This window comes from Thermodesulfobacteriota bacterium, assembly GCA_040755095.1.
Classification (GTDB): domain Bacteria; phylum Desulfobacterota; class Desulfobulbia; order Desulfobulbales; family JBFMBH01; genus JBFMBH01.
Map to the genome: position 1 here is coordinate 1 of JBFMBH010000057.1, position 23,734 is coordinate 23,734.

17 protein-coding genes are annotated in these 23,734 nt (G+C 71.1%); 10 read left to right on the plus strand and 7 right to left on the minus strand.

Features of this window, described 5'->3' with window-relative positions; all coding sequences use genetic code 11:
• From AB1634_10030 to AB1634_10050, 5 genes are all read left to right on the plus strand, one after another.
• On the plus strand, positions 1-567 hold a 567-nt coding region (locus tag AB1634_10030; GenBank protein ID MEW6219856.1), incomplete at its 5' end, for a FlgO family outer membrane protein.
• A gap of 24 nt (positions 568-591) precedes the next feature.
• Complete coding sequence (locus AB1634_10035) at positions 592-1,218, plus strand: FlgO family outer membrane protein (protein MEW6219857.1); 627 nt, start codon at positions 592-594, stop codon at positions 1,216-1,218.
• Positions 1,215-1,823, plus strand: a complete 609-nt coding sequence (locus tag AB1634_10040; protein MEW6219858.1) for a hypothetical protein — start codon at positions 1,215-1,217, stop codon at positions 1,821-1,823. Before AB1634_10035 ends, AB1634_10040 begins: the two co-directional genes overlap by 4 nt.
• A gap of 1,089 nt (positions 1,824-2,912) precedes the next feature.
• Entirely contained in the window at positions 2,913-4,181 is a 1,269-nt protein-coding gene (locus tag AB1634_10045) for an Ig-like domain-containing protein (protein ID MEW6219859.1), read from the plus strand.
• Positions 4,182-4,445: 264 nt separating this feature from the next.
• Positions 4,446-7,226, plus strand: coding sequence for a sigma 54-interacting transcriptional regulator (locus AB1634_10050; protein MEW6219860.1), 2,781 nt, complete (start codon positions 4,446-4,448; stop codon positions 7,224-7,226).
• Here the strand turns inward: AB1634_10050 and alr are convergent.
• Positions 7,220-8,365 (minus strand): alanine racemase, encoded by a 1,146-nt coding sequence (gene alr, locus AB1634_10055; GenBank protein MEW6219861.1) that lies wholly within the window; start codon positions 8,363-8,365, stop codon positions 7,220-7,222. The two genes, AB1634_10050 and alr, sit on opposite strands and share 7 nt — an antisense overlap.
• Positions 8,366-8,594: 229 nt before the next feature.
• Here alr and AB1634_10060 point away from each other — a divergent pair, with 229 nt between their 5' ends.
• From AB1634_10060 to AB1634_10075, 4 genes are all read left to right on the plus strand, one after another.
• Complete coding sequence (locus tag AB1634_10060) at positions 8,595-10,775, plus strand: cache domain-containing protein (protein ID MEW6219862.1); 2,181 nt, start codon at positions 8,595-8,597, stop codon at positions 10,773-10,775.
• Positions 10,776-10,889: 114 nt separating this feature from the next.
• Entirely contained in the window at positions 10,890-11,213 is a 324-nt protein-coding gene (locus AB1634_10065) for a hypothetical protein (protein ID MEW6219863.1), read from the plus strand.
• Between the two features lie 201 nt (positions 11,214-11,414).
• Entirely contained in the window at positions 11,415-11,891 is a 477-nt protein-coding gene (locus AB1634_10070) for a hypothetical protein (GenBank protein MEW6219864.1), read from the plus strand.
• Positions 11,888-12,322: a hypothetical protein gene (locus AB1634_10075; protein ID MEW6219865.1), complete on the plus strand. Its 435-nt coding sequence runs from the start codon at positions 11,888-11,890 to the stop codon at positions 12,320-12,322. The genes AB1634_10070 and AB1634_10075 overlap by 4 nt, the downstream gene beginning before the upstream one ends.
• A gap of 5 nt (positions 12,323-12,327) precedes the next feature.
• On the opposite strand, the gene AB1634_10080 is transcribed toward AB1634_10075, so the two are convergent.
• The 5 genes from AB1634_10080 to AB1634_10100 all read right to left on the minus strand — a co-directional run bounded on the left by AB1634_10080 (position 12,328) and on the right by AB1634_10100 (position 18,980).
• The gene (locus AB1634_10080; protein MEW6219866.1) at positions 12,328-13,536 is read right to left on the minus strand and encodes an FAD-dependent oxidoreductase; all 1,209 of its coding nucleotides are present in this window, start codon (positions 13,534-13,536) and stop codon (positions 12,328-12,330) included.
• A gap of 4 nt (positions 13,537-13,540) precedes the next feature.
• Positions 13,541-14,038, minus strand: coding sequence for a 4Fe-4S dicluster domain-containing protein (locus AB1634_10085; protein ID MEW6219867.1), 498 nt, complete (start codon positions 14,036-14,038; stop codon positions 13,541-13,543).
• Between the two features lie 10 nt (positions 14,039-14,048).
• Positions 14,049-15,956, minus strand: coding sequence for an anaerobic carbon-monoxide dehydrogenase catalytic subunit (gene cooS / locus AB1634_10090; GenBank protein MEW6219868.1), 1,908 nt, complete (start codon positions 15,954-15,956; stop codon positions 14,049-14,051).
• Positions 15,957-16,060: 104 nt separating this feature from the next.
• The gene (locus AB1634_10095) at positions 16,061-17,809 is read right to left on the minus strand and encodes a right-handed parallel beta-helix repeat-containing protein (protein MEW6219869.1); all 1,749 of its coding nucleotides are present in this window, start codon (positions 17,807-17,809) and stop codon (positions 16,061-16,063) included.
• A 133-nt stretch (positions 17,810-17,942) separates the two neighbouring features.
• Positions 17,943-18,980 (minus strand): hypothetical protein, encoded by a 1,038-nt coding sequence (locus AB1634_10100; protein ID MEW6219870.1) that lies wholly within the window; start codon positions 18,978-18,980, stop codon positions 17,943-17,945.
• Between the two features lie 272 nt (positions 18,981-19,252).
• Here AB1634_10100 and AB1634_10105 point away from each other — a divergent pair, with 272 nt between their 5' ends.
• Positions 19,253-21,865, plus strand: a complete 2,613-nt coding sequence (locus AB1634_10105; protein ID MEW6219871.1) for a right-handed parallel beta-helix repeat-containing protein — start codon at positions 19,253-19,255, stop codon at positions 21,863-21,865.
• A 147-nt stretch (positions 21,866-22,012) separates the two neighbouring features.
• Here the strand turns inward: AB1634_10105 and AB1634_10110 are convergent, their stop codons facing one another.
• A complete protein-coding gene (locus AB1634_10110) occupies positions 22,013-23,257 on the minus strand; it encodes a hypothetical protein (GenBank protein ID MEW6219872.1) in 1,245 nt (414 codons plus the stop codon).
• Positions 23,258-23,734 lie beyond the last annotated feature (477 nt).

Genomic DNA, 23,734 nt, shown 5'->3' on the forward strand with positions numbered 1-23,734 from the left:
GGGGCGCGGGGGCCCCCCCTCCCCCCCCCCCCCCCCGCGCCGCTGCCCACCCCGCCCGATCCGCGGGAGATCTCCCTGGCCGTCAGCCGGCTGGCCGACGACCTGGTGGCCAGCTATCCGGAGGCGGATCTCTCCCTGGCCGAAGGGCCGTGCATTGTCGCCACCTTTGTGGAGTTGGACCGCCTGGACCACACCTCAAGCTTTGGCCGGATCCTGGCCGAGCAGCTCATGGGCGCCCTGCAGCGCCGGGGACTCACCCCGGTGGAGCTGCGCAAGACCACCTCGGTGCTCGTCCGGGACGATGGCGGCGAGCTCGGCCTGTCCCGGCGCCTGGCCGAGCTCGACGGCGCGGTCCAGGCGGGCACCCTGCTGGCTGGCACCTATCTGGCCACCGCTGACGGGGTGTTCGTTCATGTCCGCCTGGTCGACATGCGGGATGCAACGGTCCTGGCCAGTGCGGAGGCGGTCTTCCCCCACAACAGCCTGGTGGACGATTTGCTGCACACCCGTTCCGTAACCCCGGCGCCCCAGCCCGGGAACATCTATATGAAGCGTCTTGTCTTCTAATTTGCTTCGTAAGGGAGGGGCACGATGCGACGGATCAGCTGGAGGGGCCTTGGGCTGGGCATTGGCTTGACCATGGCTGTGGCCTGGGGATCAGCCCCGGCCGGGGCGGTGAACAGCGTCTACCGGTACCTCCCCGAGCCCGATCAGCCGACGGAGCTCCCGGCCCAGCTGGCCAGCTTCAGCCGGGAGGCCGCCGGCCGGGTCTACTACCAGCTCCTGGAAGAGGGGGAGCGCGCCCTGGCCGCCACCCTGGCGGTGGTGGTGGCGGTGCCGCTGGCGGATCTCAAGCGGGAGACCGAGCTCGGCCGCCTGGTGGCCGAGTACCTGCTCACGGACCTTGCCGACCGGGGCCTCCGCGTGCAGGAGCTGCGGCTCGGCCGGGAGATCCTGGTGGTGCCCCGTACCGGTGAATTCATCCTGAGCCGCAACGTCGGCGAGCTGGCCCACCCGGAGCCGGCGGTGGATTACGCCGTGCTCTCCACCTTCTCCAATACCCGCAAGGCCCTCATCCTGCAGGGCCGGCTGGTGGAGCTGCGCACCGGGCGGGTAGCCGCCTCCTGGCGCCACGAGCTGCCCTTGTCCCGGGACATCCTGGTGTTGTGCCGCAGCTCCGAGCCCCCCTTCACCGTCTCCTTGAAGGCCATGCCATGAGGCGGCGCCTCTGTCTGCTCGCCGTCAGCGGTCGACCCCTCTTGCCGATCGGACTCGCCCTGGGTCTCATTCTGGCCGTGGCCGGCCCATGCCCGGCTGGCAGCGAGGACACACCGGCGACCGAGGCCGCGCCTGCCCTGCCAGCCGCCAGCGAGAGCGCCGTGGCCGGCGCGCTTCCTCTGCCCGCGGCCTACCGCTCGGTGCTTGAGCTGGTGATGGCCGTGGCTGCCGAGGCTGGGCACCATCTGGAGGGATTCTTCAAGAGCAACGCGGTGGACGTCGCCCCCTTCCTGTTCCTGGCCGAGGTGGGACGCCCCCGGGTGAGCGAGCTGGGGCTGCTCCTGGCCGATCAGCTGCAGGCCGAGATCAATACCCGCACCCACGGCAACTGGAGCTGGCAGCGGAACGAGCGGGTGGACGGACTCCTGGTTGAGGTGGACGGCCAGCTGCGGATCCAGCTCACCGCGGTGAACAGCCACGGCCGCCGCCTTTCCCGGGTGTTCGCGGTGGAGATGTCACGACCTGTCTACCGGGCCCTGGCTGCCTCCCCCCTGGATGCGACCATCTACCGGCATCTGGCCGCCACCGGGGTTGAGCGGCCATGAGTCCAGCCACGGCCAAGCCTCCAGCCCCGGGCAATGGCGGCGTTGAAGAGCCCCTGGAGCTGGACCAGGCATCCATCGACCATCTGCTGGCCGGTCTGGATCCCGAGCCGACGGCGGCACCGGCGACCACTGGCGGTCTGCTGGCCCAGGACGACATCGACAGCCTCTTCGCCGATCCCGAGCCCGCGCCGGAAAGCCCGCCTGCCCGGGAGGCCAGCGTCGAGCTGAGCCAGGACGTCCTCGATGCCCTCCTCGACTCCGTACAGCCCTCCCCGGCGCCAGCCGCCACCGCCCACCAGCCAGCGGCCGCCACCGGGGACAGCCTCCTGGCCCAGGACGACATCGACAGCCTCTTCGCCGATCCCACAGCCGCGCCGGAAAGCCCGCTTGCCCCGGAGGCCAGCGTCGAGCTGAGTCAGGACGCCCTCGATGCCCTCCTCGACTCCGTACAGCCCCCCCCGGCGCCGGCCGCCACCACCCACCAGCCAGCGGCCGCCACCGGGGACGGCCTCCTGGCCCAGGACGACATCGACAGCCTCTTCGCCGATCCCGAGCCGCGGCCGGAGGGCCCGCCTGCCCAGGAGGCGGACCTGGAGCTGAGCCAGGACGCCCTCGACGCCCTGTTGGGGAGCCCGCCCGCAGGCCGCGATGCCGGCGAGGTGCGCCAGGAGGATTTCGACGGCCTGTTTCTGGACAGCGCGTCCCAGGCTGGGGGCTCCGGCGGCACACCTGGGGGGGCCTTCGACGACTCGGCCATGGAGGGCATGTTCCCCACCGGCGACCGGGGCCTCAGCGGCACCGAGACCGCCGCCAACGGGGAGGAGGGACCAGCCTCAGCCGGGGTGGGCATCGAGCTGGACCAGAAGGACATCGACAGCCTGTTTGCCGCCGGCCTCTTCGACGGCGGACCGGACGGCACGGGGGACAAAGACCAGCTGGCCAACCTCTTTGCCGACAGCGGCAGCCAGTCAGGGACAAAACCGGCCCCCGGACCGGCCAAGGGGGGAACGACCGGAGCCAAGGCCGGCGGCGGCCGGGTGTCCGACCACTTCCCGGCCGGCGGCGCGGCGCCGGCCGCCCCCCGGGTGGGTGCCACCCACTGCCTGGGCCCCGCGGCGAAACGGGGCGGGCGCCGGGGCGCCGGCCGCCCCCGGGGAGGATGCCACCCAGTTCCTGGCCACCGAGGACAAACGGGGCCGGACAGACATACGGCGGCTGGGGACCTGGGCCAAGGCCCACCGGCGGCCTTTGGCCGCGGGCCTCGGCGGCTCGACCCTGGCGCTCGTGCTCGGCGTGGGCCTGTGGTGGCTTTTTGCCGGCCCCTCCTCACCCAGGCCGGCCGAAGAGCCTCCTGTTGCGACCAGCGAGACGGAGAGCCACGGAGCGCCGGCGCCGGCGCCCGCTGTCCCGCCGGTCAACACCCCACCAGTGGCCGCCGAGACCATGATCCGGCTGGCGGCGGACGGCAGTGCGATCCGCTTCGCCCTGTCGGCCAGCGATCCGGACGGGGATGCCCTCCAGTACAGCATTGTCCAGGCCCCGGCCCACGGCGAGCTGTCGGGCACGGCGCCGGACTTGACCTACCGCCCGGCCGCCACCTTTGCCGGCGAGGACCGCTTCTCGTTCCAAGTTGCCGACGCGGGCCATACCAGCGAGCCGGCCTTCGTGATCGTCACCGGCCCGGACCTCCGGCCGCCGCCGGCACCGGTCCCGCCGCCGCAGCCCGAGCTGCAGGCAGCAACCACGGTCTATTCCCTCAAGAACACCGCCCAGCTCACCATCGACGGCCGCACCCTGTGGCGCCAGGCCAACAGTGGCTCGCCCGACCCGGGGCTCCGGATCGAGATCACCGGCAAGGCCGGCCATGGCCGGTTGAGCCAGCCAGCCCGTTTGGCCATCCGTTACCAGCCCAGCCAGGAGTTCGTGGGCACCGACCGCATCCAGTACCGGTTCCGCCTGGGCGACACGGTCTCGCAGCCAGGGCAGCTGTCCTTCAAGGTCACCCAGGGGGATCGGCCGCCCATGCTACGGCTGGCCCGACTGGATCCGGCGGGCTACCGGGTGGGCGACACCGTGCTCCTGGACGCCAGCAGCAGCCGGGACGAGAAGCGGGCCAGCCTGAGCTTCCAGTGGAGCCAACTGACCGGGATCCCGGTGCGGCTCAAGCCTGCCAACCCGGAGGGCTCGGCCGTAACCTTCCTGGTGCCGTCTTCGTTCACCACCATGCCGTACCCGTCTCTCGCCTTCAGGGTCACGATCACCGACGCCCTGGGCCACCAAGTCAGCCAACGGCTGGAGCTGCCGGTCCAAGCCGAGTCCCGGGAGAGCCGCCGCGCCGCCCTCTGGGGCCGGCCATAGACTGGATCCTGGGGGCCCGATCGCGGCCGTGACCGGCCAGCCCCTCCCGCCTGCCCGTTCCCCCAGCCGACGACGCCGGCCAGCCTGTCCTTGACCTTCCCCTCTTCGCTGGCACCGGCTGATCCCTGTTTCTCCCGCAGCCCGCCGGACCGGCCTGGATCGCGGCCCGGAGCGGTGGAGCCGAGCCCTTGTCTTGACGGCCCACCCGCGGCCAGGCTATCCAGAAAGCAGCCGGAGCAGGAAGGCCAGGAAGGGGGTGAGGCGATGGGCGAGCTGCAGCCCAGACGGCTGGGCAGCTATCTCCTGGACGGGCAGCTGTGCGACCAGGCGGCCGTGGAGCGGGCGGTGGCCCTGCAGCGGGATTTGGCTGCCCAGGGCCTCTACCGGCCCCTGGGCCAGATCATCGTCGAGGCCGGCATCCTGGCCATGACCGATCTCCTGGCGGTCCTGCGGCGGCAGGGCCTGGACCTTTTGGCCGCCACCCCCCTCTTTCAGCGCCTGCCGCCAGCTGCTCTCGCCCAGGTCGGCCCCTGGCTGGAGCACCGCCTCCTGCCCCCGAGGACCGTAGTCTTCCACGAGGGCGACCTGGGGGATGCATACTGCGTCGTGGTCTCCGGCCAGGTGCGGGTGCTGCGCCGCGCCGAGGATGGCGAGGTGACCCTGGCCATCCTCGGTCCTGGCCTGGGCTTCGGCGAGATCGCCCTGCTCACCGGCGAGCCTCGGGCGGCTACGGTCAGGAGCGAAACCGAGACCTGCCTCCTGGTTCTGCCCAAGATTGCCTTCGATCGGGTGGCTGCCCAGCACCCGGAGCTGGCAGCGGCCCTCACCCGGATCATGGGCGACTGGCTGGCCCAGGGCAACGTGCATCTGGTCCAGGCCGCAGCCACCGAGCGGGCCTATCAGCGCTTCATCGCCGAGCAGTCGGAAGAACCGGTCGCCGCCCTGGTGGGGGCGAGCCGGGTGCACGGCCGGCTGCAGCAGGCGGTCGCCGCTGCTGCCGCCGAAGAGGGACCGGTGCTGATCCTGGGCGAGACCGGCACCGAGAAGAAGGCCCTGGCCCTGCTGGTGCACCAGGCCAGCCGGCAACGGGAGCAGCCGTTTCTGGTGGTGGATGCGGCCGCGGTCAGCATCGGCCGGCTGCAGTCCACCCCCGGCGGCACCGACCCGTTCCGGACCGAGCTGGCCCAGGCCAGCACCCTGTTCGGCCACGAGGCCGGCGCCCTGCCGTTTGCCCGCAGCCGGCGACTGGGCCTGCTCCAGGTGGCGGCGGGCGGCGCGGTCTTTGTCGACAACATCGACCAGCTGGCAGCCGGAGTCCAGCAGCAGCTGGCGGACTGCCTCGAGAGCGGCCATTTCACCCCGCTGGGCGGCAGCCAGCCCGTGCCCAACACCGCCCGCATCCATGCCGGCAGCGCCGCCGATCTGGAGGCCATGGCTGCCGCCAGCCGGTTCGATCCCCGCCTGCTGGCCCTGCTTGCCCCCCGGACCTTGAGCCTGCCCCCTTTGCGCCGGCGCAAGAAGGACATCCCGGAGATGGTGGCCCGTCTGCTGGCGCGCTTCACCACCGGCCGGGGCCAGACGGTGACCGGCCTGGGCCGCGATGCCTACGAAAGGCTCATGGACTACGACTGGCCGGGCAACGTCGAAGAGCTGGAGGTGGTCATTCGGCGGGCGGTGCGGCTGGCGAAGGGACCGGAGCTGGCGGCTGCGGATATCCTCATCGGCTCCCTGCCCAGCGGCCAGCGGCCCCTGTGCAATTTGCTGCGCTGGCCGCCGGTGCGCCGCTTCTTCCACTCCCCGCTCTTTCCCTCGGTCCCGCAGGCGCTGGCCGCCGTCACCTTCCTGGCGATCTTTCTCCTGGGCCTATTCGGCAGCCAGCAGCCGGATGCCAACCCGGCCCTGATCCTGGTCTGGGGCCTCTGGGAGCCGGCCGTGGTCCTCACCATCCCCTTCGTGGCCCGGGCCTGGTGCGCGGTCTGCCCGGTGGGGGCGGGCAGCGGCATCATCAGCCGCCTGGCGGGCCGTGCCTTGCCGGTGCCGCCATTCCTGCGCCGGCATGGGCCGCTGGCGGCCGCTGTCGGCCTGGGCGCAGTCTTCTGGGTCGAGGCCGCAGCCCACCTGCTCGCTTCGCCCAGGGCCACCGCCCTTCTCATCCTGGCCATGGCCGGCCTGGCCGCGGTGGTAGCCCTGGCCTATCCCCGCCAGACCTGGTGTCGCTTTCTCTGCCCCCTGGGTCAGCTGGTAGGGGTGCTCGCCAGCTGCTCGGCAGTGGAGGTCCGGGCCAATCAGGGGATCTGCAACCACGACTGCGCCGGCCATGACTGCTACCTGGGCCGGGGCAGCCAGAAGGGCTGTCCGTTAGGCGAGGCGCCCTTTGCCCTGCACAGCAACCTCCACTGCATCCTGTGCGGCAACTGCATCCGGGTCTGCCCCAAGGGCTCGCCGGCGGTCAACCTGCGCCTGCCCGGCCAGGAGCTTATGAGCGGCCGCCGCCCCGAGACCGGTTTTGTGCTGGTGGCCGCCGCCCTCATGGCCAGCCAGCTCTTCCGGGGCCTGGCCATGACCGGGCTGGGGGCTGACCTCGACGGCCTTGGCAGCTGGCTGGTCGCAGGGCTCGGCCTCGGCCTGTGCACGCTCCTGGTGGCAGCAGGGCTCCTGGCGGCGGGCCCCTTGGTCTTCCACGACCTCGATGAGGGACGCCGTCTCGCTGCCGGCCGTCTGGTCACGAGCCTGGTACCCCTGGCTGCCGCCTTCGAAATGGGCTTCCACCTGGAGCGACTCCTGGCCATGGCAGGCCGCCTGCCATCGGTGGCAGCCCGCAGCCTGGGCTGGCCACCCGGGCTGCCGGAGCTGGTCGCTGGCCCCGTGCTGGTGCACGTGCTGCAGCTCGGCCTGGTGGGAGCCGGCGCCCTGGCCGCGGCTTTGCTCATCCCCCGCACCGGCCTGCCGCCAGGCGCCGGCCCGGTTCCGGCCCGGTCCCGCTGGCCAGCCTGGCTCCTGGGCGCAGCCTACGCCGCGTGCTTCCTCCTGGGCAGCTCTTACTGAACGTAGATGCGGGGCACCCGGCCGTTGAAGCCGGTGAGGATCTCGTAGGGGATGGTACCCGCCGCCACAGCCATCTCCTCGACCGTGATGGCTTCCTCGCCCTGGCTGCCGATGAGCACCACCTCGTCGCCGTTGTAGACCTCGTCCCACTCCACGTTGACCATGAACTGGTCCATGCAGACCCGGCCGACGATGGGGTAGCGCCGGCCGCGGATCAGGACCTGACCGCAGGAGGACAGCGAGCGCCGGAAACCGTCGCCGTAGCCCACCGGTACGGTCACCACCCGGATGGGATGATCGGTCTGCCAAGTGGCGCCGTAGCTGATCGGGCGGTGGGGGAGCACCACCTTGAAGAACACCACCCGGGAGGACAACGACATGGCGGGTCGCACCGCCAGCACCCTGCGGCTGGCCGGGTCAGGATAGATGCCGTACAGGAGGATCCCCGGCCGCACCATGTCGAAGTAGGTGTCCGGGGCATGGAGGATGGCACCGGAATTGGCCAGGTGCCGGATGGGGGTGGGCGCCCCCAGCTTGTCGAAGAGGGAGACCACCTCGGCGAAGCGCTCGGTCTGCTCGGCGGTCATGGGCGAGGAGGGATCGTCGGCGCAGGCCAGATGCGAGTAAATGCCCTTGACGACGACCTGGCGGCAGCGCACGGCTGCCTCCACAAAGGGACCGGCGGAGTAGCTGTGCACGCCGATACGCTCCATGCCGGTGTCGACCTTGAGATGGACCACCGCCGTCTTGCCACGGCCGGCCGCCGCCTCCTCCACCTGCCGCAGCTTGGCCAGGGAGGAAACGGTGATCTCCAGGTCGTAGTCCAGGAAAAGCCCGATCTGGGTATCCAGGATGCCGCCCAGCACCAGGATCGGCAGGGTGAGCCCCGCCTGGCGCAGGAGGATGCCCTCCTCCAGGAAGGCTACCCCCAGCTGCTCCACCTCCAGGGCCGCCAGATGGCGGGCCACCGGCACCAGGCCATGACCATAAGCGTTGGCCTTGATGATGGCCATGATCGGCCGGCCCCCGACCTGCCGGCGGATGGCCGCGAGATTGTGGGTCAGGGCGCCCAGCCGAATGGTCGCCATGCTGGGACGCTGGCTGACGAGGGCCGGGGTGCTGCCGTTGCCGTTGGCCATGGAGCTCTCCTGTCTCGTGAGGCAACCCGCTATTGTGGCAGAAGATCTCCAGGAGCGCAAGGCCGGATCTCGCCCCAGACAACGCCCCAGAGGCCATCCCGACGGCCTGCCCGGTAGCGGGTCTGGAATCCTGCCGGTCGTTGACCGGCGGCGGCGGGGATGATAACCTCTCTTAAAGTGAGCGCCCCTGTGCGCGGGGACTGCGCATCCGATCCTCTGGAGACCCTGCATGAACATCAACGCCAAGATCATCACCCTCCTGGCCGGCTCCCTGGTGGTGGCCGGCGCAGGCCTCACCTCCATTGCCGCCCTGCAGCTGGACCGCACGGGCGGCACCGCCATTCGGCGGATGGAGAGCCTGGGGCTCGACCACATCGAGGGCGTCCGCCAGGACTCGGCCCGGCTGCGGCAGCAGCTCATGGACAGCAAGCGGGAATACCTGCGCGCCCAGGTCCAGACCACGGCCAGCGTCCTCGACAAGGCGCTCCGGGACAGCCGGGATCTGACCAAGCTGCAGGCCCTGTACCAGGGTCCGCTTTCCGACGTGGTCAACACCGCCTTCGGGGTTCTGGAGACGGTGGCGGCCGACACCACCCTGGACCTTCCCGCCCAGCAGGCCAAGGCCCGGGAGCTGATCCGGGGACTGCGCTACGGGCCCCAGGGCCAGGATTACTTCTGGATCAACGACATGACGCCCACCATGATCATGCACCCTTTCAAGCCGGAGATGGAGGGGCAGCATCTGGCAGGCTACAAGGATCCCAACGGCCGCGCGCTGTTCCTGGAGATGGTGGCGCAGGCCAAGGCCAACGGGGCGGGCTTTGTGAGCTACGCCTGGCCGAAGCCCGGTCTTTCCCAGCCCCAGCCCAAGCTGTCCTATGTGCGCCTCTTTGCCCCCTGGGGCTGGATCATCGGCTCGGGTGTCTACCTGGAGGCAGCGGAGGAGCGGCTGAAGGCCGATGCCCTGGCCCTGGTCCGCCAGCTCCGCTACGGCCCGGAGAACAAGGACTATTTCTGGATCACCGACCTTGCCCCGTCCATGGTCATGCACCCCACCAGCCCGGAGCTGGAGGGCCAGGATCTGGCCGGTCACCTGGACCCCAACGGCCGCGCCCTGTTCGTCGAGATGGCCACGATCGCCAAGCAGTCGGGGGAAGGCTTCGTGGAGTATGCCTGGCCCAGGCCGGGAGAGAGCCAGCCCCAGCCCAAGCTTTCCTTTGTCATGCTTTTTCCGGAATGGGGCTGGGTCATCGGCACCGGTATCTACATCGATGACATCGACGCGGTCATTGCTGCCCAGGACAAGGAGCTGGATGCCAAGCTGCAGCAGGTGTCGGCCAATCTGCGCCAGGAGGTGGACGAAACCCGGCAGGGGATCCGGGAGCAGATCCTGCGGGCGGTCGCCGAGAGCGCCGGCCTTGCCGCGGCCATCCTGGTGCTGGTAGTGCTGGCCGCCATCTGGTTCACCCGCCGGGCGATCGTACGTCCGGTGCAGCTGGTGATGGCGGGCCTGGACAAGGGGGCCGACCAGGTGGCGGGGGCAGCGGGGGAGGTTTCCGCCACCAGTCAGGAGGTGGCCGAGGCCGCCTCCCACCAGGCCGCCTCCATCGAGGAGACCAGCTCCTCCCTGGAGGAGATCTCGGCCATGACCCGCCAGAACGCGCAGCATGCCGGCCGCGCCAAGGAGATGGTCCAGGAGGCGCAGCAAATCGTCCACAGGGTGGACGAGCACATGGAGCAGATGGCCGCCTCCATGACCGCCATCCACCAGACCAGCGCCGAGACCAGCAAGATCATCCGCACCATCGACGACATCGCTTTCCAGACCAACCTCCTGGCCTTGAACGCCGCGGTGGAGGCCGCCCGGGCCGGCCAGGCCGGCGCCGGCTTCGCGGTGGTGGCCGACGAGGTGCGGCGACTGGCCCTGCGGGCCGCCGAGGCGGCCAAGACCACCAGCGGCCTCATCGACAACACGGTCCAGGCAGTGCGCCAGGGAGCGGCCCTCACCGAGGCCACCCGTACGGCCTTCAAGGAGAACGTGGCCGTGACCAGCCAGATCGGCACCCTGGTGGGCGAGATGGCCGTGGCCTCGGACGAGCAGTCCCGGGGCATCGAAACCTTGAATCGGGCCATGCTGGACATGGACAAGCTCACCCAGCGGACCGCCGCCAATGCCGAGCAGTCGGCCGCCGCCGGCGAGGAGCTGAGCGCCCAGTCCGCCAGCCTGCGGGAGCTGGTGGCCGACCTGGTCAACCTGGTGGGCAGCAGCACCGGACCCGGCAAGGCTGCGACCCCAGCGCCGCCAACGGCGCTGCCGGGCTCGGCGACGCCGCCGCTCCGGCGGCCCCGGCTGGCCGCGCCGGCCGCCAGCCCGCCCGGTGCTCCGCCGGCGCAGGACGATATCTTTTGACCTGAAGGCGGAAGCCCTGGTCCTCAGGCGGCCGTCTTTGACAGGCCCTTGGCCCAGGCCGTATACTGGGAGAAGCGAATCGTCGCTGCCCAACCCCTTGCGGGAGGTACCTCCATGGACGCACTCAATGCAATCGGAAATGCCGAACGGCAAGGCATGGTGCGGGGGCGGGAATCCCTGATCCAACGACCCCAGGAGCCCCAGGAGGAACGGCAGGAGGCCGTTCGTCCGGCTGCCGCCCCCGAGGCGGGGGTGACGCTAACCCTGTCCGAGGCTGCTCGCCAGGAGCGGGTGGCAGCGCCGGTGGCGGCCAACCGGCCGGCGGCGGAGGACGCCAGCGCTAGCCTGCGGCCGGAGCCACCCGCCCCGGCGTACAACCGGCAAGGCGCGGCGGTCAGCCCGCGCGCCGGCGGCTCCTCCTTCTCTCTGTCCGTCTAGCACCTTTCTGGCCTGGCATCCGGAGGCCCGACCGCCCGGTCGGGCCTCCGGGCTTTCCCCCCACAACCGCCTCAGCCCCTTTTCTCCAGAGCTTCCGATTGACAAGACGCGGTGCATCCGCCAAGATGGCCGCCGTGTCCCTACCGCCCCGCCCTCCGCGGGCGGCATCTTTCCCTCTGCTTTCCCCTGACGAGGATCCTCATGAAGGTCAATATCAGCCAGGACGAATATCGGCAGCTGCTGGACGTCTTCCAGATCGCGGACTGGGTCATGCGCGCCCACCGGACCGAGGAGGACCCCCGGACCGCCCGCTACCAGCCGCTGCAGCAGCGCTTGCTTGGTCTGGCCCCCGAGATGGGCTGCCCGGATCTCGTCACCGGCGATGCTGAGCAGGGCTTCGACTACGCCGATGAGCTGTTTGCCGACGGCAACGAGCTGGGTGAGCTGGTGGAGGAGTATGACGATGAGGTGTTCTGGGGCGACCTGGTCAACCGCCTGGCCCACCGCGACCTGGCGCGGCGCTGCGGCTCCTGGGAGGCGGTGATGGACATGGCGGCCGAGGAGCGCCTGCGGCAGCTGCACGACCTCGTGGACCGCTACGACGACGTCCTCGCCACGCAGGGGCTGGACGCCCTCGAGGTCCAGCTGGACAACGAGGCGCCAGCCCAGAGCCCATGACCGTCGCCACCCTTCCCCCGGACTGGCCGGCGCTCCTGGCGGCGTGGCCTGCCGGGCAGCCCGAACTGGCCAGGGCCCTGCGCCGCCTGGTGGTGGCGGCCAGCCGGCTGCCGGGCACGACCCTTGGCCTGGTGACCAGGCCAGGGGTGAGCGCCTCCCTGCGGGCCGGGCTTGCCGCGCCGCCAGCGGGCCGCAGCCGGCCCCTCTACTTCCTGGTGGACGTGGTGATGCTGGCCCAGGACCCCTGGTTCCTGTCCGCCTGCTTCTATGCCGACGAGGTCAGTGACCCACTGGGCCTTGGCAACGCCATCCCCCAGGGACTCTTCCAGGAAACCGGCTACTGCTTCGACGTGGAAGGAGAGGACGCCACCCTGCTCGGCTACCTGGAGGACCGTATCCAGGAGGCCTACGGGCGGGCCGGTCAGGGCTGAAGGCCTCAGGCCAGCAGGTGGCCGGCGTGCAGCTGGCCCCGGCGCAAGGGCAGAAGAAACGGGGTCACCGGGCGGCCGCTGGCGATGAGGTTGGCATAGAGCCCAGAACGCTCCACCGCGCCGGTCAAGACCGCACCCACCAGGCGATCCCCGGCCAGGACCAGCTTCCGGTAGACCTCACCGTGCTGCTCCCGGAGCACTTCCCCGGCCGGCGGCTCGTCGTCGATGGCGCCCAGGGCCACCACCGGCAGGCCAGCCAGCTCGGTGGCATTGGCCACCGCCAGGCCCCCCGGATAGCGCCCCTTGCCACCGGCCATGACCTGGCCGGCTGCCTGGCCCATGGCCTGGGCCGCCTGCCACAGGCCGATGGTGCTGCGGCGGCCGGTGACCAGGTCGCGGCTCGCCGCCACATCCCCTGCCGCATAGACGTCCGGCAGGCTGGTGGCCAGTCGGTCATCCACCACAATGCCGCCCTCCACAGCCAGGCCGCTGCCGGCCAGCCAATCCAGCGCCGGCCGCGCGCCGGCGGCCACCACCAGCACCGTCGCCGGCAGGACCTCGCCGGAGGCCAGGCGCACCCCCTTCTCACCCAGCACCTCGGCCACCCGCTCACCCGTGCGCACGCTCAGGCCGGCGGCGGCCAGCCGTGCCGCCACCAGCGCTGCCGCCTGGCGATCCAGCCGCCGGGGCAAGAGCTGGTCCGCGACCTCGACGATCGAGACCATCATGCCCCGGGCCGCAAGGGCCAGACCGGCCTTCACCCCCACCAGCCCGCCGCCGATGACCACCGCCCGCTGGCCCGCCTGAGCCAGGCCGGCCAGGCGCTCGGCATCCGCCAGGGTGCGCAAGCCCACGGCGGACGTCGCCCCGAGTCCCGGAATGGCTGGCCACACCGTTTCGCTGCCGGTGGCAATCAGGAGGCGCTGGTAGGGGATATCGCCGCTGGCGGCGGTGCGCACGAGCCGGGCGCCGGCATCCAGCCCCACGGCCCGGTCATGCAACCGGGTGATCCCCGGCCCGGCCGGGCAGGAGACCGCCGCCAGATCGGCGGCGGTCCTGGTGCCCGCCACCAGCTGCGGCAACAGCGGCCGGTAGTAAAAATCCGGCTCGGCCGCCAGCTGGACGATGGCCGCCGCCGGCTGCCGGGCGAGAATGGCGGCCATAGCCGCCCGGGCGGCGATGCCGTTGCCGGCGATGACCAACGGCGGCGCCATCGTTCTACGCCCCCTTCTTCTGGCCGGCTTCTGCGGCCAGCACCTGGCGCCTGGCCGCGGCCGCCACGGCGTCCAGGTCGGCCAGGGTCAGGGCGCCGGTGGGGCAGGCCTCGACGCAGGCGGGCATCGCCGACTTGTGGCAACGGTCGCATTTGACCGCCAGGCCGAGGACCGGATCCGGGGTGATCACGCCGAAGGGGCAGGCAGCGACGCAGCTCCAGCAGCCGATACAGCGCTCCTTGCGGCGGCGGACGAAGCCCCGCTCGTCGTGGTACAGACAGCCGCTGATGCAGGACTTGACGCACGGTGCGTCGGCGCAATGCCGGCAGATCACCGGCCCGGTGCGGCCGCCGAAGGTCTCGACAAAGAGCCGCTTCCGGGGCAGGGGCGACTCGCTGATCGCGCCCAGCAGGGTTTTGGCTTTCGAGTGGCGCACGGCACAGCCCAGCTCGCAGGAGCGGCAGCCGGTGCAGCGGTCGGGGTCGACGACAATCTGTTCCATACTCAGCCCCCTACGCGGACAGACCCAGCCCCTGCCGCCGCTCGGCCAAGACGGCCAAGAGGGCCTGAGCCGCCTTCTCCGGGTCAGGCTCCACCAGGAGCCAGCCGCCGAAGAGGTCCTTGACCGTGGCGGTGAGCACCCTGGTGACTGCCGGCGAGCCCAGCACCGGTGGTGCCACGCCCAGGTGGGTGGGGATGCCCGCTGCCATCGCCCAGGTGCCGATGGCCACCGCCTTCTCGGTCACCGGCTCCGGCGCCGAGGCCACCAGCGGCAGCCGGTCCAGATCCACCCCCAGCCGATTGGCCACCGCCACCGCCACATCGGCGGCCCGGCTGTTGTCCACACAGGAGCCCATGTGCAGCACCAGGGGCAGCGGGCCGCCCAGGCCGGCCGCCTGCCCCACCGCGGTCAGCACCGCCTTGAGGCCGTCGCCGGCATACCGGTCGGTGGCGGCCGGGCTCATGAAGCCGTGGCGGGCAAAGGCGCCGGAGGCGCAGCCGGTGGCCAGGATGAGGACGTTGTGGCCCGCCAGGATCTCGATCATCCGGGTGTAGTTGGCGTCCTGGGGCACCTTCACCGTGTTGCAGCCGGCAAAGAGGCAGACCCCGTAGATGTTGCCGGCAGCGATGTTGTCCACCAGAGGCTTCAGGGGATCATCCTGGTCCAGGAGGGCCAGGGCGCCGACGATGGCCTCGGCGGAGAAGCCCGCCACCGCGGCCACGCTACCGTCCGGGATCTGCACCCGGGCCGGGTTGCGCTGGCGAAAGGCGGCGATCGCCTCGCCGACGATCCGGAAGGCGGTGGCCCGGGCCTCGCCCTCCGTCAGCTCCAGGTGCAGGGCCCGGGGCAGCTTGGCCATGGGCATGGTGGTGATGACCCGGGTGTGGAAGCAGTCGGCCACACTGGCCAAAGACGGCATCACGCACTGGTAGTCCACCACCAGGGCGTCCACGGCGCCGGTCACCAGGGCGGTCTCCTGGGACACCGAGCTGGTGGCCAGGGGGATGCCATGGCGCACCATGATCTCGTTGCCGGTGCAGCAGATGCCGACCACATTGATGCCGTCGGCGGCGCCGGCGGCTTGCGCCTGGGCCACCAGTGCCGGGTCGCCGGCCACCTGGGCCACCAGATCCGACAGGAGGGGGTTGTGGCCATGGAGGGCGATGTTCACCGCGGAAGCCTTCAAAACCCCCAGGTTGGCCCGGGTGGCCACCGGGCTCGGGGTGCCAAAAAGGATGTCCGCCAGGTCGGTAGCCAGGTGGCAGGCCGCGTAGTCGGCCAGGGCGCACTTCACGGCGCCCAGCAGCAGGTTGACCGGGTCGGCATCCACCCCGTAGGTGGTGCGGTGCATCATCTCGGACACCGTGCTGTCGATGCCGCAGGGCACCACCCCATGCCGGGCAAAAGTCGCCACCCGGCCCGGGGTCACCGTGCCGGCGGCCCAGGCCAGGGGCGTCTCCTTCTCCGAGAACTCGGCCAGGGCGGCCCGGGCCACCTCTGCCGCCACCGCCGCCGCCTCCCGGCCCTCGGTGGCGATCCCCAGCCGGGCCGCCACCCGCCGCAGCTTGGCCTCATCCCGGATCGGGTAGTCCGGCGCCTTCCCCTGGGCTGCCGCCAGCAGGGTGTGGGCCATGTGCTTGGCATGGCCGCCATGGGCGGCGGTGCCGGCCGCCACCGCCCGGCCCAGGCCCCGGGCGGCCATGGTGTCCCGGTCAGCGCCGCAGACGCCCAGGGCTGGCCCCTGGCCAAAGGGATCGATGCGGCAGGGCCCCTGCAGGCAATGGCGGCAGCACAGGCCCAGTTCCCCGAACCCGCATTGGGGCAGCTGTTTCTGGTAGCGATCCCAGGCGAGGTCGATCCCCTCGCCAGCGGCCCGGTCGAGCATGGCCTGGATGGTGGCGTCGGTGGTGGCAGCCATAGCGTGCTCCTGGAGGCAGTGTCCGTTCAAGAGGGCAAACCCTTCTTTTCCAGTCGGTGACAATTCCACGAACCGCCGCCTCTGTCAAGGCTGGTGGCCCGGTCTCACGACCCCGGCGCCACGACCGTGCTGCCAGCCTCGACCCGGAAGCGCGGGCCGAAGGTGGTCCGGTCCACGGCATTGCCGGCCATCTCCTGCACCGTAGCCTGGCGGAAGATCAGAATCCCCGGGGAATCCGCGACACCGGTGATGCGATTCCGGTTGAGGGCCAGCGCCGTGCTGCCGGAGACGACGATGGCCGGCTCCCGGCTGCCGGCCACCAGGTTGTCCTCGACGACGCCGACGGTGCCGCTTTCCAGGGCAATGCCCGTGGCGCTGGCCTCGAAAAGAAGGTTGCCGGCGACGGTCATGGGCGCTGACAGCGAGCCCACGGCATGGCCGCCGATGCCCGGCCGCCGGGAGCCGTTGCGGAAGACCACGTTCCTTTCCACCGTGGGATGCGCCGCCTGATCCACGGGATGGCGGCCCTGGGCCTCGCCAGCGCTGGACAGAATGCCGCCGCCGGCATTGTCGTGCACGATGTTGCCGACGATGCGCGGTGCGGCGCCGTGCTTGATGCCGATCCCCGGCGAGGTCCGCTCCCCCAGGGACTCGTCGTTGTTGCCGAAAACCTCGTTGCCCAGGATGAACGGCGCCGCAAAATGGTTGCAGCCGATCCCCAGACCCAGGTTGCCGTGAACGATGTTGTGGTAGATGACCGCCGCGGTGGCCTGCCGGATGTTGGCCTGCCGGAAATCCCGCTCCGGCATCGGCGCCTCCTGGTCCCGGTAGATCACGTGGCTGCCGATGCCGGTGCTGCCCATGTTCCGGACCAGACAGTTGGTGATGACCGGGCTGGCGCCCCGGATGTTGACGCCGTGGGCATGGCCCGGCAGATGGTGGTTCTGCACCGGCAGGCTCTGGATGGTGAATCCGTCCACCACCGTATCCCGGCCGGCTCCGGGCGCAAAGTCCAGCATCCCATGCTCCGAGGCGGCAAAGCCGGTGCCATCGATGATGGTGCGCAAGGCCCGCCGCGGCAGCTGCAGCATGGCCCCCTCCACCGCCACCAGCTCATCCCCCCGGTCGGAAGGATCCGACGCCAGCCGGACGCCGCTCCTCATCTCCAACTGCTCCCGGTAGGTCCCGGGCCGGACCAGCACGGTGTCCCCGGGCCGCGCCGCGTCGACGGCCGCCTGGATGTGCCGGTGCTCTTCGGGGACCCGGATGACCCGGCCGTGCCAGGCACGCTCCGGGGCCAGCAGGGACTGGGCCTCGCCAGCCGCTGCCGCCAGGGCCGCCGCCACCGCCTCTCCCAGGGCCGGCACCTCCACCGGCTCACTGCTCTGCCGGGCAAGCACCGCCGGCGGCACGCCACTGACCCGGCTTTCGATCTCCGAGCGGTAGCTGCCTTGCATCCGCTGCTGCATCTCCTGCTGCATCCGCTGCTGGCGCTCCTGCCGGATCTCCTGGGGAGTGGCCTGGGGTCGATCCTCCGGGGGGGCGCCCGGCTCGTTTTGCAGGGGCATCTCGCTTTCGACCAGCGGCTGCATCCGCTGCCGCATCTCGCGTTGCATCTGCTCCTGCATCTGCTGCTGGACCTCCGTCCGCGTCACCCCGGACTGCCTTGGGGACTGGGGCGGCGAGGGGACGGCGGCCGGCTCCAGGCTCTGGCGCAGCTCCCGGGCCCGCTCTTCCACCTCCTGGAGGATCGCCTGGTCAGGGTCCCCGGTCTCCCCGGCCCAGCCCAGCATCGGCATATGGCTCGCCACCAGGACCACGATCACCACTCCCAGCGCACTTGCCGCCCGCATGACCAATCCTCCCCCCAGCTCCAGGCCCGGAAAAAGAAAGGGGCATGCGCCATGTCCGCTGGACCGCCGGCCATGGTGCATGCCCCCAGTCCCAGCACCCCCCGGGGGATGCTGGCCTCTGGTGGCGCCAGGATCATTCTGGCGTCAGGAAGAACTGCACCGATTCGATGCGACGCAGATCCGGATTCATCGCCGGATCGGTCTGGAAGACGTTGGCCCCTTTGCGGAACGCCAGCCGCTTCTCCTCCAAGAGAACGCAGCTGTGGAGCGCCGCCCCGTCGTCATAGGCGTAGCGTGCCATGCCGGTCACCATCAGCCCCCCGACATGGATCGGCTCCTCGGATTTCTGCCGGTCGAAGGTGTTCTCCACATTGAACTCCAGGGCCGTGCCGTTGCCGGCCAGCCGCAGGCCGGTGATGCGCAGGTAGCCCAGACGGGGGTCCCGCACCGCTGCGTGCTGCTCGATGGTGCTCGGATCGATCTCGATGACCGGCGGCAGGCTGGCCACCGGGAACACCTGGCTGGTGTCCGGCATCCCTGGCGCGCCCTGGGGGTTGGCCGCCGCCACCGCCTTCACCAGGTTCTCCTTGGGCGGGGTGATGAAGAACTGCAGCTTCTCGATCCTGGTGACGTGGGGGTAGGTGGCGGGATTGGAGCGGAACTGGGTGGAGCCCTTTTCCAGGACCACCCGCTTGTCCCGAAAGAGCACGGTGCTGTGCAGCTCGGCGCCGCCATCCGAGTCGTAGCGGACGAGTCCGGTCACCATCAGGCCACCCAGGCGCACCGCCTGGGCGTTGGTGCGATTGAAGTCGTTCTCGATGGAGAACTCCACCGTCTTGCCGTCCTCGGCCAGCCTTAGACCGGTGATCTTCAGGTATTTGAGCCGCGGCTGCATGTCAGCGGTGCTCTGCTCCATGGTGACCGGATTGACCAGGATGACGTCCGGCAGGCTCTCCACCGCAAACACCTGGCTGCTGTCGGGCAGGCCCGACTCGGCCAGCGGCCGCGCCGCCGCCGTCTCGGCCGGCCCCGGCCTGGCAGCGGCGGAGGCCAGCAGCCGCCGGTCCATCCGGGATTCCGCGGCCGCTCCGGAGTTGTCATTGGCCAGGCAGCCCACTGGCAGGGATGCCGCGATCAGGATTGCCGCCACGCCGAACGTTGTTCTCTTCATGTCGTCGCACCTTCTCCTGGGGTTTCGGGATACGCTTCACCTGCGGTCCGTGGTCCGGCGGCGGCCCCGATAGCGGCCTGGCCAGCGCCAGGCGCCGCTGGCCAGAAAAGGGGTGCCCCTTCGGCCCAGGATCGATTATAACCGGACCCGGAGAAGGCTCCGCCGGGGCGCTTGCCCCGGAGCCGTTCGCGGGCCGGCCGCCACATGCGGTCACACCGCCCGTGGCGGCAGATCCGCCGGCCTCTTTGGACAAGCAGGGGTCACTATTCTCGATGTCTGCGCGTCTTGTCAACAAAAGAACGCGGGGCTGGGTGGTGTTGTCCTGGCTTCTGGTGCTCGCGGCCGTCGGGGGCTGGGTCTCCCCGGGCCTGGCAGCCGTCATCCGGGTGCCGGACGACCAGGCCTCCATCCAGGGGGCCCTGGATCGGGCGCAGCGGGGCGATACCGTGCGGGTGGCCCAGGGGCTCTTCCGCGAGAACGTGACCTTGAAGGCCGGCGTGCGCCTGGAGGGGGGGTGGGCGCCGGATTTCACCCGCCGCGACCTTGCGGCCTATCCCTCCACCATCGATGGCAGCGGCAAGGGGGGTTGGGTGGTGGCCGGTGCCGACCACGCGGTCCTGGACGGCTTCGTCATCCAGGGCGGCCGGCCCTTCGATGAGAAGGCCGCGCCGGTGGGCTCCGGCATCCACTGCGACAAGACGTCGCCGATCCTCATGAACAACACCATCGCCGGCAACCGGCCGGCCGGGGTCTTCTGCCGCGGAAGCTCCGCCATCCTGGTGCGCAACACCATCACCGGCAATGCCGAGGCCGGCATCTATCTCGAAAAGGGCTCTTCCCTGGTGATTCAGGAGAACAACATCCGGCACAACGGCACCGCGGGCATCAAGACCGGCGCGGCGCCGGCCTCCCGCATCGATGTCCGCAACAACGCCATCCACGACAACGGCCGGGCCGGTATCGACGCTGGCCAGGTCGCCGGCGGCATCCGCAACAACCGCATCTACGGCAACGGCCGCACCGGGGTGAAATGCATCGAGGCCGGGGTGGAGGTCATGAACAACACCGTCGCCGCCAACGGCATGGCCGGCGTCATGGTCGAAAAGCCCTGGCCAGGCATGGCGGTGGCCAACAACCTCATCACCCACAACGGCGACGCCGGCCTGCGGGCTGCGGCCGGCGTCCATGCCTACAACCTCCTGTACGCCAACAACGGCACCGCCGACTGCGACCCCCGCTCCCTGTGGTGCATCCGCCGCCAGTTCGCCGGCTGGCAAGACGAGACCTCCTACGCCCGCAGCCACGAGATGGTCGCGGACCCGGGCTACATGGACACGGCCAGCCACGACTATCGGCTGCGCCCCTTCTCCCCGGCCATCGATGCCGGCGACCCGGACGCCCGCTTCGCGGATCGCCATTTCGGCCCCTCCCAGGGCAGCCCCGGAAACGACCTCGGCGCCTCGGGCGGACCCTTCGCCCTGCCGGAGCCGGCGGCAATGCGCCCGCCGCCGCCGGCCCTGGTGGCGCTCAGCGCCGCTGCCGCCGGCCCGCCGCTGGCCCGGATCACCGAGCTGCCCGGCCCTTTTGCAACCGGGGAGGAGGTCCGCCTTTCCGGCGGCCTGAGTCGGGCCCCGGCCGGCCGCCCCCTGTCCTACCACTGGCAATTGACCCGCCGGCCGCCGGCCAGCCAGTCGCCGATCGCCGACCCCACGGCATGCGGCACCACCCTGACCCTGGATGCCGCCGGCTGCTACTCGGTGCAGCTGGTGGTGGCCGATGGCGTGGCGGAGAGCCCCCCCGCCCGCCTGCATCTGTGCACCGACCAGAAGGCCAAGGATGGCATCCGGCATGTGCCGGCGGATTATCCGACGATCCAGAGCGCCATCGATGCGGCCCAGGACGGCGAGACCGTGCTGGTGCAGGCCGGCCGCTACCGGGAGAATCTGGTGATCGACAAGAAGCTCCATCTGGTCGGGGTGGACTGGCCGATCATCGACGGCGGTCTTGAAGAGGGCGACCAGGACACCATCCACATCGTCCATCTCGGCGAAGACGCCGGGGTCATCGAAGGGGTCGTCATCACCGGCGGCGGCCGCGGCCTGCATGGGCATGGCATCCGGATCTGGGGCTCATCCCCCGAGATCCGGGGCAACCGGATCGCCGGCAACGGCCGCGTCGGCATCGGCATCCACGGCGATGCCCGGCTGACCGGCCAGGCCCGGATCCACGACAACTGGGTGCACGACAATCAGGTGGGGATCGGCAACGGCAAGGGGGCGGCGGCGCGCATCTACCGCAACTTCATCTACGACAACGCGGTGGCCGGCATCGGCGCCCGGGGCCAGGCCGCGCCGGCCATCGAGGGCAACGTCATCTTCGGCAACCATACCGGGATCGGGGTCCGGGACAGCGGGCCGCTCCTGGTGGCCGGCAACACCATTGCCGGCAACGAAATCGGCATCTCGGTCAATCCGGCGGGGGCCGAGGAGATGACCGACAGCAGCCCGCTGGCGCCCGGCAGCCGCATCGCCGGCAACAGCATCTCCGGCAACCGCCGGCGCGGCCTGTTCATCGCCTCCCAGAACCGCCAGCCCTTCCAGATCGCTGGCAACGCCATCACCGCCAACAACAGCCGCCTCGCCGATCCGGCCCGGGGCGGGGGCCTCATCTTCGGCTGCCCGCAGCCGGCGGTGTTTGCCGCCAGCGTGGCCGGCAACATCCTGGCCGGCAATGCCACCGCCCCTCCCCGAGAAGGTGAAGGCCTGGCCTGGCCCCACGGCCCCGGGGCCATGATCATCAACGCTCCCCGGGCACTGGGCCAGCCGGCGCTTTCCCTGCCGCCCATCCTGGACCAGCGCCTTTGGCTGAGCCCCGGCGGCAGCTGATGCCGTCTTGCCGCCAGGACGGCCCGCATCCCGGCAGGCCTGGGCCGCCCCCCGAGCAGACCGCCAGCCTTGTCTGGGCAGCCACGGGGGGCTGTCCCTACGGCCATCCCGACACGCCCCTCGCCTGCACCCGCCGCTGCCGGAGACTCACACCCGCACCGCGGTCAAGGCCGGCTCACCGGCAGCCAGACGCCGCAGCCGCTCCGGGTCCAGACGGCCGGCGGTGACCAAGAGGGACTGGCGGCTGTCCGCGGCCCGCTGGCACCAGTTGGCCAGCTCGGCGGCCAGGTCCTCCTCGCCCACCCCCTTGCGCAGCCCGGTGGGCGCCACCGGATGGTCCAGTTCCCCGGAGTTGATGAAGGTCCAGGCCTGGTCGCGGCGGGCGACCACGCCGGTGTGCCCGCGGCTGTGGGTGGAAAAGGAGAGCACCATGCCCTCTTCCAGGAGCGGCGCCAGCTCGGCCAGGAGATCCCGGGCCTCGGCCTGGGGATCCCGCACCACGGTCAGGGTCCGCTGGAAGACCGGCCCGCCGGAGGCGGCGACCAGGCCCTCCCCGTTCAGGAGGCCCCGGGCCGGCAGCCCCTGGCGCCGGGCCATGGCCACCAGCTGCCGGGACAGGCCGTCCTTGCCGCGGTAAGGCACGCCCAGGTCCTCCAGCCCCCGCACCACCAGGCCATAGCAGTCCAGACGGCGGTACGGGGTGCCCAGATGCCGGCTGACCGCACGTACCAGATCCGAGGCCGGCGGCGGGCTGGCCTCCTGGACCGCAGCAGCCGGTGGCTGGCTGCTGGCCACCTCCGGCGTGGCACGGGCTCCCGGCCAGTCCAGGGCCAGGGTGGCAGGATCCAGGCGCACCTCCACCCCAGGCCGCAACCGGGCAAAGGGCAGCCCCTGGTTGACCGGTGCCTGGATGACCCGCCAAGCGTCCTGCCGCCAGCCGGGGTGCTCCGCCAAGAGGTGCAGCACGGTGGGGTGCTGGGGCGAGATCATGCCCAGACTAGCCGGCTCATGGCTTGCCGCCTCGGGCGCTGCCGGCGCCTCTGCCTCGGCCGCCGCCACCGGCGCGGGATCCCAGATAAGCTCGCCGTTGGTCCGGTCCAGCCAGACCTCGGTGCCCGGCAGCATGCGGTGGAAGGGCTTGTCCTGGTTGACCGGGGCGTGAATGATGGCCGCCAGCTGCCCCCGCAGCTCCGGCAGCCGGCGGATGAGATGGGAGACGGTGGGGGCGGCCGGCTTGATCCGGCCCAGCAGGAGGCGGCTGGCCTGGGGTGGGGTGCTGCTGTCCGGGGCCGCCTGCGGGAGCAGATCGGCAAAGGGGGCGGCGGGCGCCCTCCTGATCTGAGGCCGGGATTGACCCGGCCCAACGGTCCACCGGATGGTCTCGCTGCGCATGGTCTCCTCCTGGGGTGCACGAAGGTCGGCAATTCCTGCCGCACCAGAATGGAACTGCAAACCGCGCGCCAGCGACCGCTCAGGTGCCGCGCCCCGCAGCACCGCCGCCGGTGACAAGGCGGGCGCTGCGCCGGGGGGCCGCCTGTCGGCAGAGCCGGCGGCGCGGTGCCGGCAATCCCGACAGCGGGCAGCCGCAGCAGCCCGCTTCTTCTTCCCAACTCTTTCAGATACCGTTCCAGTGCCGTGTTGCCGAGGATGGGTGTCCTGGCCCGAACTGGCCCATACGGGCTGGAGAATGCCTGAAAGCGACGCGACGCACGGGCGGCCCAGTGGCCCTTGCCGGAGACCCGACTTTGAGGCTCCTCGCCTCTTCCAAGCCCGTGCCGGTGGGCTCGCGGCCGGTGTAGCCGAAGGTGGGCACGGTGCCGGAGCCGGAGAGGCGGTTGCCCCAGGCGTCGAAGCGCTGGCTGGCGGTGG